The sequence below is a fragment of the Chloroflexota bacterium genome (assembly GCA_020850535.1).
GTDB lineage: Bacteria > Chloroflexota > UBA6077 > UBA6077 > JACCZL01 > JADZEM01.
The window spans coordinates 1-15,478 of the sequence record JADZEM010000174.1 but is presented as its reverse complement, the minus strand read 5'-3'; the positions used below and the strand labels follow the sequence as shown (position 1 = coordinate 15,478).

Sequence of the window (15,478 nt, the reverse complement as noted above, 5' to 3'; positions counted from 1 at the left end):
TGAGGCTCCTTCGGACGGAAGCCGCGGAGTTTCCAGTGTCGCTCTGGACTAGGCGTCCGCCAGGCCGGCGTAGAGTGGCGTGCTCAGGTAGCGCTCGCCGAACGACGGGATGATCACCACGATCAGCTTGCCGGCGTTCTCAGGCCGCTGCGCCACCTGAAGCGCCGCCCAGACCGCCGCCCCTGACGAGATGCCGACCAGGATCCCCTCGGTGCGCCCCATGCGCCGCGCCGTCTCAAACGCATCGTCGTTCTTGACGCGGATGACCTCGTCGTAGACCGTCGTGTCCAGCACGTCGGGCACGAAGCCCGCGCCGATGCCCTGGATCGGGTGCGGGCCTTTCTGCCCGCCAGAGAGGATCGGCGAGGCGTCTGGCTCGACGGCAACGACCTTGAACGAGGGCTTGCGGGCCTTGATGACCTGCCCGACGCCGGTGATCGTGCCGCCCGTCCCGATGCCGGCCACCAGGATGTCGACCTGTCCATCGGTGTCGGCCCAGATCTCCTCGGCCGTGGTCTTGCGGTGGATCTCCGGGTTGGCCGGGTTCTTGAACTGCTGCGGCATGAAGTACCGGGGGTCCGAGGCGGCGATATCCTCGGCACGCTTGATCGCGCCGGCCATGCCCTCGCTGCCCGGGGTCAGGATCAGCTCGGCCCCATAGGCCCGCAGGAGGATGCGCCGTTCGACGCTCATCGTCTCGGGCATGGTCAGCACGAGCTTGTAGCCGCGCGCAGCGCAGACGAACGCCAGGGCGATGCCCGTGTTGCCGCTGGTCGGCTCGACGAGGATCGTGTCGGGCTTGATGAGGCCGGCCGCCTCGGCGGCGTCGATCATCGAGACGCCGATACGGTCCTTGACGCTGTGGGCCGGGTTGTAGAACTCAAGCTTGGCGACGACCGTCGCAACGGCCCCTTCGGTGACCCGATTGAGCCTGACAAGGGGCGTGTGCCCAACGAGCTGGGTCGCGTCATCGGCGATTTTCATGACAGGATCCTCTTTTCAGAGCTGGAGGCCGGGCGCCGCTCGGTCTTCTCCCCCCCTAATGCTGACTCGGGTAGTCGAGTTTGTCAACTATGTGTGCTGATCGTGATGCGCTGCGCCAGGGCTGACGGCTGACTGCAGGGCGGTTGCATGTTCGTTGGTGTACCCGAAGCATCATGGAACGGGCGGTCGGGGACTGAAGTCCCCGCCTACAGTCACGCCGTCGCTGCGCGACGGACGCAGGGAACGGCAAGCACTGGTGCGACTGGAGCGTCGCGCAGCGACTGCAGGATGGTAGGCGGGGCTTTCAAGCCCCGACGCGGCGGCACGACGACATCAACATGCAATCGCTCCGGTTCGTGACTCAGGGCGGTTGCATGTTCGTTGGTGTACCCGAAGCATCATGGAACGGGCGGTCGGGGACTTCAGTCCCCGACCACAGTCATTCAGTCGCTGCGCGACGGCCGTCGGGAACGGCAGGCACTGGTGCGACTGGAGCGTCGCGCAGCGACTGCAGGATCGTAGGCGGGGCTTTCAAGCCCCGACGACGCTGCGGGACGTGCCCATCATGCAATCGCCCTGCGACTGCATGGTGGTTGTTCGCGGGGCTCACCGTGTGGCGGCTACACTCCCCGCGCAGACGCTTGCTGGAGCAGACGAGTTTCCCGTGATGAGCCAGGATCGCCCCGACGCCGCAACCCCGGCCGGCCGTCGCTGGCAGCAGATGGCGCTGGCCCACCGGGCGCAGAGCGAGCGGCTGCGCGATCCGGCCTGGGAGTCCGGGACCGACTTTCGGCCCACCTTCGTGGAGAGCTTTCGGGCGGGCCGAAGTCGCCAGGACGACGCGGCGGTCGTCGAGATCCTGCGCCCGCACCTGCGCCCCACCGACACCCTGGTTGATGTCGGGGCGGGGGCTGGCCGCTTCGCGCTGCCGCTGGCGGCAGCCGTCCGCGAGGTGGTGGCCGTCGAGCCGAGCCCGATCATGGGCGAGACGCTCACGGAAGACGCCCGAGCGCGTGGCATCGCGAACGTCCGCCTGATGCCGTCACGCTGGCAGGAGCTGCCGGACCTGCGCGGTGACGCCGTGTTCTCGTCGCACACGGTCTACCCGTTCCTCGACATCGAGCCGTTCGTACGCTGGATGTCGGGCGCGGCCCGCCGCTGGGCGGCCATCGCCCTTTTCGCAGTGCCGCCGCAGGCGTGGATCGCGCCGTTCTGGCCGCTGGTGCACGGCGAGGAGCGGCTGCCGGCCCCCCACTTCCCGCAGCTGGCGGCGGTGCTGAAAGACCTGGGTCTCGGCCCCATCGAAACGACCGTGATCGAGGTTGAGCCGTTCCCGATGGGCTCGCCTGACGGTGCGCTGGCCCGGCTGCGGCGTCGGCTGTACGTCGTGCCGGGCAGCGAGGCCGACCGTCGCCTGCGCTCCGCGATGGCCGAGCTGCTGGAGGAGCGCGATGGCGTGCTGGTCGTTCGCGGGAGCGCCCCGGTGACGCTGGGCGTCGCGCGCTGGCGCACCGCCGGCTGACGCACCGCTGGCCGACAGCCGAGCGTCCAGCGCAGGTCCAGAGATCAGATTCGGGAATAGAGCGCGACAAGGCCCCCAGGAAGCGCGGCGGCGTCAGCTCCGTCCGACGGCCGCCAGGGCTTGCCGCTCGAAGCTGCGGGCTCGCTGGGCCGCGGCCCGCCGACGCCCGGCACGCTGCCGCGCGGACTGAGTCCTGGCAAGCTCCTGCCGAATGACGCGACTCACGATGTCGTTGACGAGCGCCGCCGATGACTGTGGCTGCGCGGGCGCGAGGTCCGAGGACATTGGGGGACTCCAGGGATGCTGCTTGAGATCAGCGGCTTAAAGATCCAAACGTAGACTGTCGCGATAACGGGACGTTTATCGATGCTCCATCGTATGTATGCGTGATCTGAGGGGGTGGCCGTCGTCCAATTGTGGGGGTCACGGACGGGCGCTCACGGTTCAAGGACGTGCATTCGCGGCCGGGACGTCCGCTCAGCGTGTGGCCGTCGTGCCAGAAGGCGCGCGGACGGGCGGGCCAGAAGGCGCGCGGACGGGCGGGCCGCCCGGGCCGGCGCAGCGGCGCAGACCGTAGATCGGCCAGTCGCCGTCGCCGTAGTGCGCCTGGACGGCTGGTGTGCCCGGGCAGGCCGGCCGCCGAAGATCGAAGCCCACGTACCACGGACTGGTGCGGTAGATGCTGTCCACCACGCGCTGCACGAAGCTGCGCGAATCGCTGGAGGCCAGCGCTGCGAGGCGGGCATTCTCGATGGCGGCCGGCCCGCGATACCAGCCGTTCCACTCGTAGCCGCCGTCGATATCGGTCGGCGGGATACCCTGGGCCACCGGCGAATCAGCCACCTGCCAGACGGCTGCCTGCCGCTGGAGGTACTCGCGCTGCCAGGAGAGCGACCACCCGCCGAAGCAGAGCGCGCCGACCAGCAGCAGGGGCACGGCGGCGCGCCGTTCGCGGACGGCGTACCCGACGCAGGCCAGCAGGCCCGGCAGCACCGGCAACAGGTAGCGGTCGTACAGGCCGTTGACCGGGCCGGCCAGCGGTCCGTACCCGAGGGTCAGCAGCAGGATGCCCAGGCTGGCGAGGCCGAGGAGCCGGATCGCCAACGGCGTCTGCGCGACAGCCTGCAGCTGCCAACCCCGCGCCGTCCGCGCACCTGACGCCAGCGGCGAACTCGCCGGCGACCGTCCGCCCGGCGTTGCTCCGAGTGCGCTGACCAGCCCCGTCGTCAGCCCGACTGCTCCCAACACCCCGAGGATCGCCAGCAGCGTCTGCCCGAGTGCGTCCGCCGTGACGGCGCGCGGATGCAGCCCGGAGACGGTCAGGCCGGCCGCGTTCAGCGTGTTGCCGAACAACGGCGTGAGCGTGCCTGCCGCATCCAGCTGGACGCCGAGGGCCAGCCAGACCAGCAGCAGGGAACAGGCTGCCGCGTTCCACTGCCAGCGCCGCCAGCCGAGCAGGCTCGGGTTGGCCAGCAGCAGCGGCGTGGCCGGCCCGACCGACCACCCGAGCAGCATCAGGGCTGCGCCGCTCGCCCGCAGCTCGGTCCAGAGCAGGCCTGGCAGATCGGCCGTCCGCAGGCCGTCCAGCAGCCGCACCTCCACCGTCACGTCGCGCGGATCGGCGTAGGTCAGCAGGGTGACCACCAGCAAGAAGGGCACGCTGAGCGCGGCCAGCAGGCAGGTGCGCCCGCGCGGCGTGGCGCGCAGTCCTGGCCATGCCGCACATAGCTCCGGCAGGGCGGCCAGCAGCACGGCCGGTCCGAGCACCATGCCGACCTGTCGTACCAGGCAGGCCAGCCCGATCAGCCCCGAGGCGAGCGCCAGCCAGCCCAGGCTGAGGCCCCGGTCGTCCGGGCGCCCGAGTTGGACCCGGGCCGTCTCAGCCGTCAACCTATCGGCGGACGCGCCGTCTGGCCGCCGACTGCCCAGCCCGATCTGCCCGCACCAGAGCGCCAGGAGCATGATGGCCAGGAACGGCACGTCGGTCATGAACGATGCCGCGAGGTGTACGAACAGGGGGTGCAGCAGCAGCAGCAGCGCCAGGGCGAGCGCCAGCCAGGGGCGCAGGGCCGTGCGGAGCAGTCCCACGTACGCCACCAGCGCGAGCGCTGCCAGCACCAGTGTGCCGGCGCGCAGGGTGGTGTGGGAGAACCCGAACAGCCAGGAGAGGGCTGCTCCCCACCACGCCTGGGCCAGGAACGCCGAGTCGATCCACACCGAGCGCTGGTAGCGGCCCTCGGTCAGCAGTTGCTGGACCGTCTGGGCGTAGATCCAGTCGTCGTCGACGGGGAACTCGCCGCCGGGCGGGGCCAGCACGACGACGCCGGCCATCACCAGCCCCAGGATGACCCAGCAGGCCGTTTGCTGCGCCAGGCGCGCCCGGGGAGACCGCACACCAACCCCCTCCTGCACACTGTCGCAGGTTGGGCTGAAGTCTCGGCGGCAGAAACCTGAAGATTCTGCTAACACCCGGCCCCTTCAAGTCGGCGGATGGTCTCGCTCGGGCAGCCACGCCGAGCGACGCTGCCAGCGGCCTGTTACTGAACAGTTGCTGATGCCCCATTCAGGGCGTCGCCACGTCGTTCTCGCAGGATGGTCCCATCACCCCCACACACGGAGGATGGACCGATGACCGCGACAACCACCCCCCAGACGCCGGCCGAGGCCCAGGCGCGCCCGATGACGACCCGCCTGCAGCGTCTCGCTGTGCGCCACCGCGCTCGCATGTTCCCTGCCGTCGGTCGCCGGACGCTCGCCGCCCTGGCGCTGACGCTCGGTCTGACGGCGGGCCTCGTGGCAGGCCCCGTTGCCACGTTCGCCGCCACGCCCTCCCAGGAACCGATGGCGGCCACCAGCATCGTCACGGTCCCGCGCGTGCAGGATCGCGACGACTATGTGTTCACGTTGGGTCAGCTGGTCAGCGTGGACGACGACGAGATCACCATCCGCCTTGCGAACGGCGACACCCAGACGTTCGACGTGGACGACGACACGGACGTGCGCGGCCAGGACGGCGACGACCGGAACCTGGACGATCTGCAGGTCGGCGAGCTGGTGGTGGTCATCACCGACGACGATGATGACGACACGGCTCTGGCGATTGTCGAGAGCGGGGCAGAGGGGTTCCGCGCCGGCGGCCCGTTCGTGCCTCCCGCTGGTGGCGAGCCACGTGGCCAGTGGCGGCAGGCCGCGCCGGCCAGCCTGCCGCTCGCGCCACGCCAGCAGCCGCCGGCCCAGCAGCCGGGCACGCAGCCAGCGGCCGGCCAGCCGCCGGGCACGCAGCCAGCGGCCGGCCAGCCGCCGGCCGCCCCGACCGGCACGATGGGTGCGCCCGGCCACGGCATCGAGCCCGGCGGCGGCCCGGACGGCCAGCACCAGACGGCTGGCGGCCCGCCGCCGATGCCTCGGTAGCCGCCGGCGATGCCCCCCAGCGGCTGCCGATGCCTCGGTAGCCGCTGGGGGGCGCGATTCCCTGCGCCCCCAGCCCTGGCCGCGGCTTACACGTACCCCGCCATCGACAGCGCCGCTCCGAGCATGAACGACGCGAGGTTAGCCAGCAGGCTCAACAGCAGCAGCCCTGCCGCGTCCCGGCGGCCGGCCAGCCAGCCTACGGCCAGCCAGTAGAGCGCCGCCTCGGCCAGCCAGGCGAACCCCTCGGCGGTCAGCAGGTAGCCGCGCACGCCCAGCGTGGGCAGCGTCACCGCCGGCAGCACGAACCAGACGACCGGATGGGTCAGCAGGCTCCCCGCCAGCCCGAGCAGGACGCCAGCCAGCGGCCGAACGCGGTACCATCGGGCGAGCGCCCACGCAACCAGCGGCGCTTCGACGAGCAGCGTCAGGAACAGCGCCAGCAGGTACTGGCCCAGCGGATCGTGGAGGGGCATCCAGGTGGCTCACGGTCAGGGTGACCGAGGATGGTAGCCCGGGCGCAGCCCGCGACGTCTGCGCCGGGCCTCCCCTCGTTCGGTGTCGGGGCGGATGGCCGGCGGAGCGACCCTGCGCGTGCCCCGGCGGAGATCCGTGGTCTCGTCGGCTGGTGGCAGGTGGCCGAGCTGGCGGCGGTCGTGACGGTCGGCCTGGGGCTGGCGCTCAGCCTGCCACTCGCGACCTCCGTCTTCGCCCTGCTGCTGTTCGGCGTCCTTCACAACTACTTTGAGCTGCGGTACGTCGTCGGGCGGTTCGGCCCGCTGTTCAGCCGCCGCCTGTTCGAGGCGACGCTCCTCGGCCTGACGGTCGTGGTGGTGCTGCGCCTGCTGCCGCTCGGCGGCTGGGGCCGCCCGTTGGAGATCGTCGCCGTCTACGGGCTGCTGGCGGTGACGCTCGTGCTGCGGCTCGGCGGCCGTCCGTGGCTGCTCGCGGCCGGATTGGGGATCGTCGCCCTGGCCCTCGTCGCCTCACTCGCCTACGTCGAGCACCATTTTGTCGTCATCACGCACCTGCACAACGTCCTGCCGCTGGTCTTCCTCTGGGAGTGGTTGGGGCAGGGTGCGCCCACGCCGTCCGTCCGTGCTTTCCGGGGGCTGCACCTGACCTGGGCCATCGTGCTGCCGGCCCTGCTGCTGGCCGGCCTCTTCGACGGGCTGATGAGCGGCGTCGGGTCGGTCCTGGCGGACTGGACGCCGGCCGCCCGCATCGTGGGGGACGTGGACGGCTACGTCCGCGCCATGACGCCGCCCGGCGGCGACACGCTGCTGGGCGCCCGCCTGCTCGCCGTCTTCGCGCTGCTCCAGTTGCTGCACTACTACGTCTGGTGCCGCTTCTTCCCGTCCGTTGGCGCGGTCGAGGTCGGCCAGTTCAATCAGACGATGTTGGGGCTTGGCCTGCCGCGCGGGCGCACCCTGACCGGTCTCGTCCTGCTGCTCGCCGGGCTGATCTTCGCGCTGATGTGGGCGGACTTCCAGCGGGGTCGGTCCCTGTACGCCGCCCTGGCCGGCTACCATGCGTACCTGGAATACACCCTGTTGCTGCTGTTCGTGGTGAGCTGGCGTCGAGCGTGACGCCGTGCCCGGCGATGGCAGCGGCGCACGCGGGAGGTGAGGTGGCATCTATGGCGCTCCTGTTCACGAGCACGACGCTCGAGACCGCAGACCGGCTCCGCGACATCGTCCCGATCAAGCCGACCCTCGAAGAGGCGCGCACCGCCTCCGCGGCGCCGGCCGCGGATGTTGCGCCGGCCGGCGGCTTCGACATCCTGATCGTCGGGCTGATCGCCGCCGTCGTGGCGATTGTGCTGGTGGTCACCATTCGGGCGCGCCGGAAGCGGTAAACTTCCCGAGCAGGTCACTTGCTCCGGAATAGCGACACCCGCCCGGGTGTTGCTCCTGTCGCCAGACTGGCGGCGGCAGTTCGCGTTAGGGGAGACAGATGCTGGCGAGAGTCGCATCCCGCATGGGCGTCCACTACGGCTGGTTCGTGGTGGCGATCATTTTCCTGGTCCTCTTGATCTCGGCCGGCATCCGTAACATCCCCGGGCTGATCATCAAGCCGCTGGAAGAGGAGTTCACCTGGACCCGCTCGGCGATCTCGTTCGCCATCGGCATCAGTATCCTGGCCTACGGTCTGGGCGGCCCGTTCAGCGGCCGGTTGATCGGGCGATTCGGACCGATGCGCCTGCTGACGGGCGCGCTGATGGTCTCGGCGTTTGGGACGGCGGTCCTCTACTTCCTCCAGAACATCGTCCAGCTTACCGTCATCTGGGGCATGATCGTCGGCCTGGCGACGGGCGTCCTGGCGATCCCCCTCGGCGCGGCCCTGGCCTCGCGCTGGTTCGTGGCGCGGCGCGGGCTGGTGACGGGCATCCTCGGAGCAGGATCGTCGGCCGGCGCGCTGATCTTCGTGCCGATCATGATGTCGCTGACGGTCAACTTCGGCTGGCGCGCCGCGATCCTGCTCGGGGCCGCGCTCTTGCTGGCGCTGGTCCCGGTGGTGCTGCTGATCGTGCGGGACGCGCCGGCCCAGGTCGGGATCGAGGCGTACGGCGCGGCCGATGCCCCGGCCGGCATGGCGGCCGCCGATCAGCGCACCACCCCGATGTCGGAGGCGATGCGGACGCGCGACTTCTGGCTGCTGGCGGGCAGTTTCTTCGTCTGCGGTTTCACCAGCAACGGGCTGATCGGCACCCACCTGATCCCGCACGCGCTGGAGCACGGCTTCACCGAGACGGTGGCGGCCGGCTCGTTGGCCTTGATCGGGGCGTTCAACGTCATCGGCACGATCTGCTCGGGCTACCTGACGGACCGCTTCAGCCCGCGCGTGCTGCTGGCGACGTACTACGCCTTCCGGGCGGCCTCGCTGGTGCTGCTTCCGTCGGTGACCACCGAGACGGGGCTGATCGTCTTCTCGGTGATGTTCGGGCTGGACTACATCGCCACTGTCCCGCCGACCATCGCGCTGACGGCCGAGCGGTTCGGGCGGGCCAGCCTCGCGACGGTCTTCGGCTGGATCTCGTTCTCGCACATGGTGGGCGGGGCGGTCGCTTCGTACGGCAGCGGCGTGGCGCGCGACCTCTTCGGCGACTACACGCTGGCGTTCCTGATCTCGGCGCTGTTCGGGTTCATCGCGGCCGGCATGTCGCTCTGGATCAACACGCGCCTGCGGAAGATCGAGCCGGCCACGGCGACGGCGTAGCTCGCAGTCACACGCGGGGGAGCGGGGCCGCGCTGGTACACTTTCTCCTGGCGACCGGCCGCCCGGTCGTGGCCGCTCATTCCCTGTCGTAGCTGGAGGCGCACGTGTCCGACGTCGTGATTGTGGGTGGACGAGTCTGGGACGGGACCGGCGCCGATCCGAGGCCGGGCACGGTCGTGGTGCGGGACGGGTGCATCGCCGCCGTGCAGGGGCCGGAGGCTACGCTGCCGGCCGACGCCACGCGGATCGACGCAGCAGGCGGCTTCGTGATGCCGGGCATGATCGACTCGCACGTGCATTTGCCGTCGTCTGGCGCGGCCAACTACGAATTGCAGCGGCTCAAAGACCTGTTGCCGCTGGTGTCGCTCCAGGGGGCGGCCAACGCCCGCACCATGCTGATGGCCGGCTTCACGACCGTCCGCGACCTCAGCTCGCCGGGCTTCAGCAACGTGGCGATCCGTCAGGCGTTCGACGCCGGGCTGCTGGTCGGGCCACGGGTGCTGGCGGCCGGCATGTCGCTGACGGTCCCCGGCGGCCACGGCGACAGCTACTACCGGCCGGACGTCAGCGTCAACCGTGAGGGTATCGTCAACGGGCCGGATGAGGCCCGGCGGACCGTCCGCACCTGGGTCAAGATGCGCGTCAACCTGATCAAGCTGCTGGTTACCGGCGGCGTGATGACCGACGGCTCGGAGGTCGGCGCGCTCCAGTGGACGCCCGAGGAGCTGCACGCTGCCATCTCGCAGGCGCATCAGCTTGGCGTCAAGGTGGCGGGCCACTGCCACGGCGGCATGGGCGTCAAAGAGGCCGTCAAGGCCGGCATCGACACCATCGAGCACGGCACGATGCTGGACGAGGAAGCCGTCTCGATGATGGCGAAGGCCGGCACGTTTCTCGTGCCGACGATCATCGCCGGTCAGCACATCGTCGATCATGGCACGGCCGGCGGCATCGCCCCGCACGTCGTCGCCAAGGGCGAGCAGATCGGCGTCTGGCACCGTAAGAGCGTGCGGATGGCCCATGAGAACGGCGTCAAGGTGGCGTTCGGCACGGACTGTGGGACGCCCTTCAACAAGCCCGGCGAGAACGCCATCGAGCTGCGCTACATGACGGAGTGCGGCTTCAGCGCCGGCCAGGCGCTCGAAGCGGCCACCCGCGTGGCGGCCGACGCCTGCGGGCTGGCCGACCGACTTGGCACCCTGACCGAGGGCAAGCTGGCCGACATCCTGGTCGTCAAGGGCGATCCGCTCGCGGAGATTCGGCTGATGGCCGACAACAGCAACATTCAGTGGGTAGTGAAGGGCGGGGCGGTCGTCAAGCGGCCGAGCGGCCCGGTGGACCAGATCCAGCATGCCAGATAACCGTCTCGATCCCGAGTGGCCGTTTCCCCTGCCTGACCTGTCGCGGCCGGCCGTCGACAGCAAGCTGCGGGTCGGCGCGCGCATCTTCCACATCCTGATCTCGCCGGTCATCGCCGAAGTGCCGGACGAGCCAGACACCGACCTTGTGCAGCTGATGGTGCTGCTGGACGACAAGCCGCTGACCCTCAGCGATCTCGGCTGCGACAACGCGCGGGCCTCAACGCTCTGGTCGTTCCTGTGCAGCAAGCTGACCGAGCTGACGGTGGACTTCTACGATCCGCAGCCGCTGGAGAGCGGCGAGCCGAACCCGCGCCTGGGCTGCTGGGGCACCCGCCCGGACCTGCTGGAGACGGCCCCGGAGGAGGACTCGGCGCTGGCGGTGGTGATCGGCATCTCGACCTACCGCATCGGGACGCGCCCGCGCGGCACGCACCTGGACTTCATCCGCGAGCTTGGCGCGACGCTGGCCGAGGTGCTGGCCTACTGGGTGCTCCGCATCGAGCAGGACCGGAAGGCGGCGCACCGGCTGGCGCCGTAGGGGGTGAGGGGCACCGCTCCTACGGCGCCAGCCACCGCGCCGCCGACGCCAGGCTGTTGAACGTCAGGTGCGGCGTCTGCTCGGGCCGCGCCGGCTGCTGGCAGGCGAACGGCCCGCGCCGAATCCGGATCGCCAGCATCCCCACCTTCCGCGACGACTCGATGTCGAGGTCGAAGCGGTCGCCGAGCATCGCGACGCGCTCGGGGGCCATGCTCAGGTGATCGAGCGCCATCTGGAAGATGCGTTCGTCAGGTTTACTGATCTTGATCTCATCCGAGAGCAGCATCAGCGAGAAGTGGCGATCCACTCCCGCGCCCTCCAGCAGGGCGCGCGCGTGCAGCCCCTGGTTCGCCACCATCACCAGCGGATACCGCTGCGCCAGCCGCGCCAACGCCGCGTCGGCGTAGGGCAGCACGCGGTCGCGGTTGGAGAAGGTCCGCCAGATCTGCCGGGGGATGGCCGGGTCGCCGCCGAGCGCGCTGAACGCGTGCGAGCTGACGCGCGGCGCATGGGCCATCATGGCGGCGCGGAGAGCATCCCGCAGTTGCTGGCGGCTGACGGACAGGCCGCCCTCGCGCAGGTGCTTGAGCGCCAGCCTCTGCCAGTACGACCACGTCGGGTGCTCGTCCACCACGACGCTGCCCATGTCGATGCAGACGGCCCCAAGGGTCGAGCGGTCGCGCAGAGCCGGGTGGCTCATCCGAGCGCCTCCACGCCGCCGCCCGCCGGCAGCCGCACAATCCCCGGCGTTGGCAGATGGGCCGTCAGCAGGATCTGCCCCTCGCGGCGGGCCTGCTCGAAGACGCGCCGGCGGGTCTCGGCAGACAATTCTGGCAGCACGTCGAACAACGGCGACCACTCCGGGTGCTCGATCTGGGCCGGGTGGTGGAACATGTCGCCGGTGTAGACGCCCATCTCCGAGCCAGACGTCAGCGTCACGATCAGGTGGCCGGGGGTGTGGCCGGGCGCGGTGACGATCCGGACGCCCGGCGCAACCTCCACCTCGCCGTCGGTCAGGGTCAGGCGGCCATGCTCGACCAGCGGTGGCAAGGCGTCGTCCAGGAAGGCCGGTCGCTCGGGCAGCGCCGGGTTCATCCAGTAGTCCCACTCGCCCTGCCAGAGCCAGTAGCTGGCGTTCGGGAAGGTCGGCACGCGGCGGCCGCCGTCGCGGATGCTGGCGCCGCCGGCGTGGTCCCAGTGGGCGTGGCTGATCACGACCGTGTCGATGTCGGCAGGATCGGTTCCGAGGGCGGCCAGCGCCGAGAGCAGTTGGCCGCAGTTCTGGCCGCGCTCGGCGGCGAGATCGGCCCCGCCGCCGGTGTCCAGCAGGATGCGGCGCTCGCCAGCGCGGATCAGCAGGCAGTTCACGCCCACCGGGATCTGCCCATGCTCGTCGAGGGGCGCGACGGGCCGCCAGTCGGCCTCGGAGACCCGCCCGAACACCCGCGCCGGATCGAGCGCCAGCCCGCCATCGGACACCACCGCGACTTCCAGCGACCCGATGAACATCCTCGTCACGCGCGCGCCTCCCGGTAGTCGGTCCGGGGCCGATTATAGGCCGGGCTGCCGGGAGCAGCACCGTGCTGCGGACGGCGACCCTGGCAATCGCATGGTGAGCCCGTCGTGCAGCGTCGTCGGGGCTTGAAACCCCGCCGAGATCTTGCGCTGCAATGTATTGGACTGCTATGTATAGAGGTGCAAGACATGGAGCTGAGATCGGCGTGCGCCCTCCGGCGCGCTGCCTCACAGGTGACCCGATGGAGATCAACAAAGACCTGATCGCCGCATCCTCCACCCCGATGGTCCTCGCGATCCTGGCCGACGGCGACAGCTACGGCTACGCCATCCTCAAGCGCGTGCAGGAGCTGTCTGGCGGCCACATCCAGTGGACGGACGGCATGCTCTACCCGGTCCTGCATCGCCTCGAACGGCTCGGCTTCATCGAGGCGCGCTGGCAGACGGCGGAGAGCGGACGCCGCCGCAAGTACTACCGGATCACGGATGGCGGGCGGTCACAGCTTGCCGAGGAGCGTCGTCAGTGGCAGGCAGTGGATGCCACGCTGCGGGGTATCTGGCAGGTCTTGTCCTCGCCCGCCTCGGCGGGGCGCTCGCCGTCCGCCCTTCCACGTCCGCAGGGAGCCTGACCGATGAGTGCGCTCAGTCAGACGATATCGCTCGAAGAGCAGATCGATCAGTGGCGCACCTATCTCCGGCGACGGCAGGCGATCCACACGTCAGATATCGCCGAGCTTGAGGATCACCTGCGCGAGCAGGTCGCCGTGCTGGAGGAGTCCGGGCTGGCCACGGACGAGGCGTTCCTGGTGGCCGTCAAGCGGATGGGCAGCCTCGACGCCCTGTCACGGGAGTTCGCACGGGAGCACTCGGAGCGGCTCTGGAAACAGCTGGTCGTCGTCCCATCCGAGAGCGAGGCGTCCCACGCCACGGCGCGCAAGGATGCGATGGTCGCCTTCGGACTGGCGGTGGCAGCGGCCCTGCTGATCAAGGCGCCTGCGCTCTTCGGGCTGTACGTGGCCGAACAGGGCGGCTTCTACGCGCGCAACCTGAGCCTGTTCGTGCTGCCGCTGCTGACGCTCTACTTCGTCTGGAAACGGCAGCTCAGCACCGCGGCGGTCCGCTGGTGCGGCGTCGGCTTTCTCGCGGCGGTGGTCTTCGCCAACGCCTACCCGTTCACCAGGAACGGCCACACCGAGGCGCTGACGGCGCTGCACCTGCCCATCGCGCTCTGGCTGGCCGTGGGGATCGCCTACGCGGGCGGGCGCTGGAATCAGGTCAGCGGGCGGATGGACTTCATCCGCTTCTCTGGCGAGCTGTTCATCTACTACGTGCTGATCGCCCTCGGCGGCGGCGTCCTGACCATGTTCACGGGGATCACGTTCATCGCCATCGGGATCGATCTGGAGTCGTTCGTCGAATCGTGGCTGCTGCCGTGCGGCGCGGTCGGGGCGCTGGTGGTCGGCTCGTGGCTGGTGGAGGCGAAGCAGAGCGTCATCGAGAACATGGCGCCGGTCCTCACGCGCCTCTTCTCACCGCTGTTTGCGGCCATGCTGATCGCGTTTCTGCTGGCCCTGGCCTGGACGGGGCGCGGCGTGGACATCGAGCGCAACGTGCTGATCGCGTTCGATCTGCTGCTGGTGGTGGTGCTGGGCCTGCTGTTGTACTCGATGTCGGCGCGCGATCCGGCCGCGCCGCCGAGCATCTTCGACGTGGTGCAGGTGGTGCTGGTGCTCAGCGCGCTGCTGGCCGACGCCGTGGCGCTCTGGGCCATCGCCGAGCGCATCTCCGAGTTTGGCTACACGCCCAACCGCGTGGCCGCCCTCGGCGAGAACGTGATCCTGCTGGTCAATTTGACGTGGTCAGCCGGGCTGTACATCCGGTTCCTGCTCGGCCGGGGCACGTTCGGGGCGCTCGAACAGTGGCAGACGAGCTACCTGACGGTCTACGTGGTGTGGGCGGCCATGGTGGTGATCGCGTTCCCGCCGCTGTTCGGCTACATGTGACGGTCAGTACGTGACGGTCAGTATGCGGCGGTCAGTACGTGGCGGTCGGTTGGCGCTGGCGACAGCGCGCCGAGACGAATGCAGATCGGCTCACCCCGTAGCGGGGGCTTGCCCCCTGCCCGTCTGACCATGAAACGGGCGGGGGACAAGCCCTCGCGCTACCGTTGCAGACCGCCTCTAGTGCGCAGCCGGCTCAGAACCGCCAGCGTGTCAACGCCGTCGGGAACGAGTCCCACCCGAACGCCACCTTCAGCGTCACGACGTACAGGCCACCCTGGTCCCAGGTGTCGGGCGTGGGCACGTAGGTTGGCCCGTACTTCGCGCCGAGCGCCGCCGCCAGCTTCTCCGCGAACGCCCGCTCCGGCTTCCCGACGAGGTGCGCCTCGCCCTCCAGCACCACGACCTCGTCGCCGCTCTCCAGGTGCACCACGATGCTCGGATTCTGGGCCAGGTTCTTGCCGCGCCGCGTCTCCGGGCTGCCGTCAAAGTAGAACGCGTCATCCACCCAGGCGCCCCAGGCCGGCATCGCGTGGGGGCGACCGTCCGGGCGCGTCGTGCAGAACCAGTAGTTGCGCGCCTGCTCGATGCGCTCCACCGCCCACGGCCACGGCAGGGTGCCCTCGTCCGACTCCGGCACGCCGTAATCTTTCGGCAGCAACGGCCGGCCCTGGACCGGCTGCGCCGCACCGCTGGTGTTCGTTGTCATACCTCTCCACGTCCTCCCCGGGAAAGTACCCGTCGATCCTCAGGTGCCACCCGATCACCATACGGCGTCGAACATGACAACGGGTGTCATATTTCGGGTCGTGGGTCGTGGGTCGTGGGTCGTGGGTCGTGGGTCGTGGGTCGTGGGTCGTGGGTCGTGGGTCGTCAATGTTGGTGAAAGCATGCAAGCTGCAATTGTCATCCTGAGCGCAGCGAAGGATCT

The 15,478-nt window shown here is 69.9% G+C and carries 15 protein-coding genes; 9 read left to right on the top strand and 6 right to left on the bottom strand.

Annotated features, from left to right (window positions below; genetic code table 11):
- Nucleotides 1–48: 48 nt before the first annotated feature.
- Nucleotides 49–984, bottom strand: coding sequence for a cysteine synthase A (gene cysK, locus IT306_24835; protein MCC7371668.1), 936 nt, complete (start codon nucleotides 982–984; stop codon nucleotides 49–51).
- A gap of 667 nt (nucleotides 985–1,651) precedes the next feature.
- On the opposite strand from cysK, the gene IT306_24830 reads away from it, so the two are divergent.
- Nucleotides 1,652–2,506 carry a methyltransferase domain-containing protein gene (locus IT306_24830; GenBank protein MCC7371667.1) on the top strand — a complete coding sequence of 285 codons (855 nt, stop codon included), beginning with the start codon at nucleotides 1,652–1,654 and terminating at the stop codon, nucleotides 2,504–2,506.
- A 477-nt stretch (nucleotides 2,507–2,983) separates the two neighbouring features.
- Here IT306_24830 and IT306_24825 read toward each other — a convergent pair whose 3' ends face one another.
- Nucleotides 2,984–4,900 carry a glycosyltransferase family 39 protein gene (locus tag IT306_24825; protein ID MCC7371666.1) on the bottom strand — a complete coding sequence of 639 codons (1,917 nt, stop codon included), beginning with the start codon at nucleotides 4,898–4,900 and terminating at the stop codon, nucleotides 2,984–2,986.
- Nucleotides 4,901–5,134: 234 nt separating this feature from the next.
- Here IT306_24825 and IT306_24820 point away from each other — a divergent pair, with 234 nt between their 5' ends.
- Nucleotides 5,135–5,917, top strand: coding sequence for a hypothetical protein (locus IT306_24820; protein MCC7371665.1), 783 nt, complete (start codon nucleotides 5,135–5,137; stop codon nucleotides 5,915–5,917).
- Between the two features lie 86 nt (nucleotides 5,918–6,003).
- Here IT306_24820 and IT306_24815 read toward each other — a convergent pair whose 3' ends face one another.
- Nucleotides 6,004–6,390, bottom strand: a complete 387-nt coding sequence (locus IT306_24815) for a hypothetical protein (protein MCC7371664.1) — start codon at nucleotides 6,388–6,390, stop codon at nucleotides 6,004–6,006.
- A 30-nt stretch (nucleotides 6,391–6,420) separates the two neighbouring features.
- On the opposite strand from IT306_24815, the gene IT306_24810 reads away from it, so the two are divergent.
- From IT306_24810 to IT306_24790, 5 genes are all read left to right on the top strand, one after another.
- Nucleotides 6,421–7,503, top strand: coding sequence for a hypothetical protein (locus IT306_24810; GenBank protein MCC7371663.1), 1,083 nt, complete (start codon nucleotides 6,421–6,423; stop codon nucleotides 7,501–7,503).
- Between the two features lie 41 nt (nucleotides 7,504–7,544).
- Nucleotides 7,545–7,772 (top strand): hypothetical protein, encoded by a 228-nt coding sequence (locus IT306_24805; protein MCC7371662.1) that lies wholly within the window; start codon nucleotides 7,545–7,547, stop codon nucleotides 7,770–7,772.
- Between the two features lie 122 nt (nucleotides 7,773–7,894).
- Entirely contained in the window at nucleotides 7,895–9,133 is a 1,239-nt protein-coding gene (locus IT306_24800) for an MFS transporter (protein ID MCC7371661.1), read from the top strand.
- 104 nt (nucleotides 9,134–9,237) lie between these two features.
- Nucleotides 9,238–10,494, top strand: a complete 1,257-nt coding sequence (locus IT306_24795) for an amidohydrolase family protein (protein MCC7371660.1) — start codon at nucleotides 9,238–9,240, stop codon at nucleotides 10,492–10,494.
- Nucleotides 10,484–11,032, top strand: a complete 549-nt coding sequence (locus IT306_24790; protein MCC7371659.1) for a hypothetical protein — start codon at nucleotides 10,484–10,486, stop codon at nucleotides 11,030–11,032. Before IT306_24795 ends, IT306_24790 begins: the two co-directional genes overlap by 11 nt.
- Nucleotides 11,033–11,051: 19 nt before the next feature.
- Here the strand turns inward: IT306_24790 and IT306_24785 are convergent, their stop codons facing one another.
- Nucleotides 11,052–11,732 (bottom strand): HAD family hydrolase, encoded by a 681-nt coding sequence (locus tag IT306_24785; GenBank protein ID MCC7371658.1) that lies wholly within the window; start codon nucleotides 11,730–11,732, stop codon nucleotides 11,052–11,054.
- The gene (locus tag IT306_24780; GenBank protein ID MCC7371657.1) at nucleotides 11,729–12,550 is read right to left on the bottom strand and encodes an MBL fold metallo-hydrolase; all 822 of its coding nucleotides are present in this window, start codon (nucleotides 12,548–12,550) and stop codon (nucleotides 11,729–11,731) included. The genes IT306_24785 and IT306_24780 overlap by 4 nt, the downstream gene beginning before the upstream one ends.
- A 239-nt stretch (nucleotides 12,551–12,789) precedes the next feature.
- On the opposite strand from IT306_24780, the gene IT306_24775 reads away from it, so the two are divergent.
- Nucleotides 12,790–13,176 carry a helix-turn-helix transcriptional regulator gene (locus IT306_24775; GenBank protein ID MCC7371656.1) on the top strand — a complete coding sequence of 129 codons (387 nt, stop codon included), beginning with the start codon at nucleotides 12,790–12,792 and terminating at the stop codon, nucleotides 13,174–13,176.
- Nucleotides 13,177–13,179: 3 nt separating this feature from the next.
- Nucleotides 13,180–14,550, top strand: a complete 1,371-nt coding sequence (locus tag IT306_24770; GenBank protein ID MCC7371655.1) for a hypothetical protein — start codon at nucleotides 13,180–13,182, stop codon at nucleotides 14,548–14,550.
- A 193-nt stretch (nucleotides 14,551–14,743) separates the two neighbouring features.
- Here the strand turns inward: IT306_24770 and IT306_24765 are convergent, their stop codons facing one another.
- A complete protein-coding gene (locus IT306_24765; GenBank protein MCC7371654.1) occupies nucleotides 14,744–15,256 on the bottom strand; it encodes a pyridoxamine 5'-phosphate oxidase family protein in 513 nt (170 codons plus the stop codon).
- Between the last annotated feature and the right edge of the window lie 222 nt (nucleotides 15,257–15,478).

Excerpts from the sequence above, each read along its gene's own strand:
- cysK (MCC7371668.1), bottom strand. The coding sequence starts at position 984 with ATGAAAATCGCCGATGACGCGACCCAGCTCGTTGGGCACACGCCCCTT.
- IT306_24830 (MCC7371667.1), top strand. The coding sequence starts at position 1,652 with ATGAGCCAGGATCGCCCCGACGCCGCAACCCCGGCCGGCCGTCGCTGG.
- IT306_24820 (MCC7371665.1), top strand. The coding sequence starts at position 5,135 with ATGACCGCGACAACCACCCCCCAGACGCCGGCCGAGGCCCAGGCGCGC.
- IT306_24815 (MCC7371664.1), bottom strand. The coding sequence starts at position 6,390 with ATGCCCCTCCACGATCCGCTGGGCCAGTACCTGCTGGCGCTGTTCCTG.
- IT306_24810 (MCC7371663.1), top strand. The coding sequence starts at position 6,421 with ATGGTAGCCCGGGCGCAGCCCGCGACGTCTGCGCCGGGCCTCCCCTCG.
- IT306_24800 (MCC7371661.1), top strand. The coding sequence starts at position 7,895 with ATGGGCGTCCACTACGGCTGGTTCGTGGTGGCGATCATTTTCCTGGTC.
- IT306_24790 (MCC7371659.1), top strand. The coding sequence starts at position 10,484 with ATGCCAGATAACCGTCTCGATCCCGAGTGGCCGTTTCCCCTGCCTGAC.
- IT306_24785 (MCC7371658.1), bottom strand. The coding sequence starts at position 11,732 with ATGAGCCACCCGGCTCTGCGCGACCGCTCGACCCTTGGGGCCGTCTGC.
- IT306_24775 (MCC7371656.1), top strand. The coding sequence starts at position 12,790 with ATGGAGATCAACAAAGACCTGATCGCCGCATCCTCCACCCCGATGGTC.
- IT306_24770 (MCC7371655.1), top strand. The coding sequence starts at position 13,180 with ATGAGTGCGCTCAGTCAGACGATATCGCTCGAAGAGCAGATCGATCAG.
- IT306_24765 (MCC7371654.1), bottom strand. The coding sequence starts at position 15,256 with ATGACAACGAACACCAGCGGTGCGGCGCAGCCGGTCCAGGGCCGGCCG.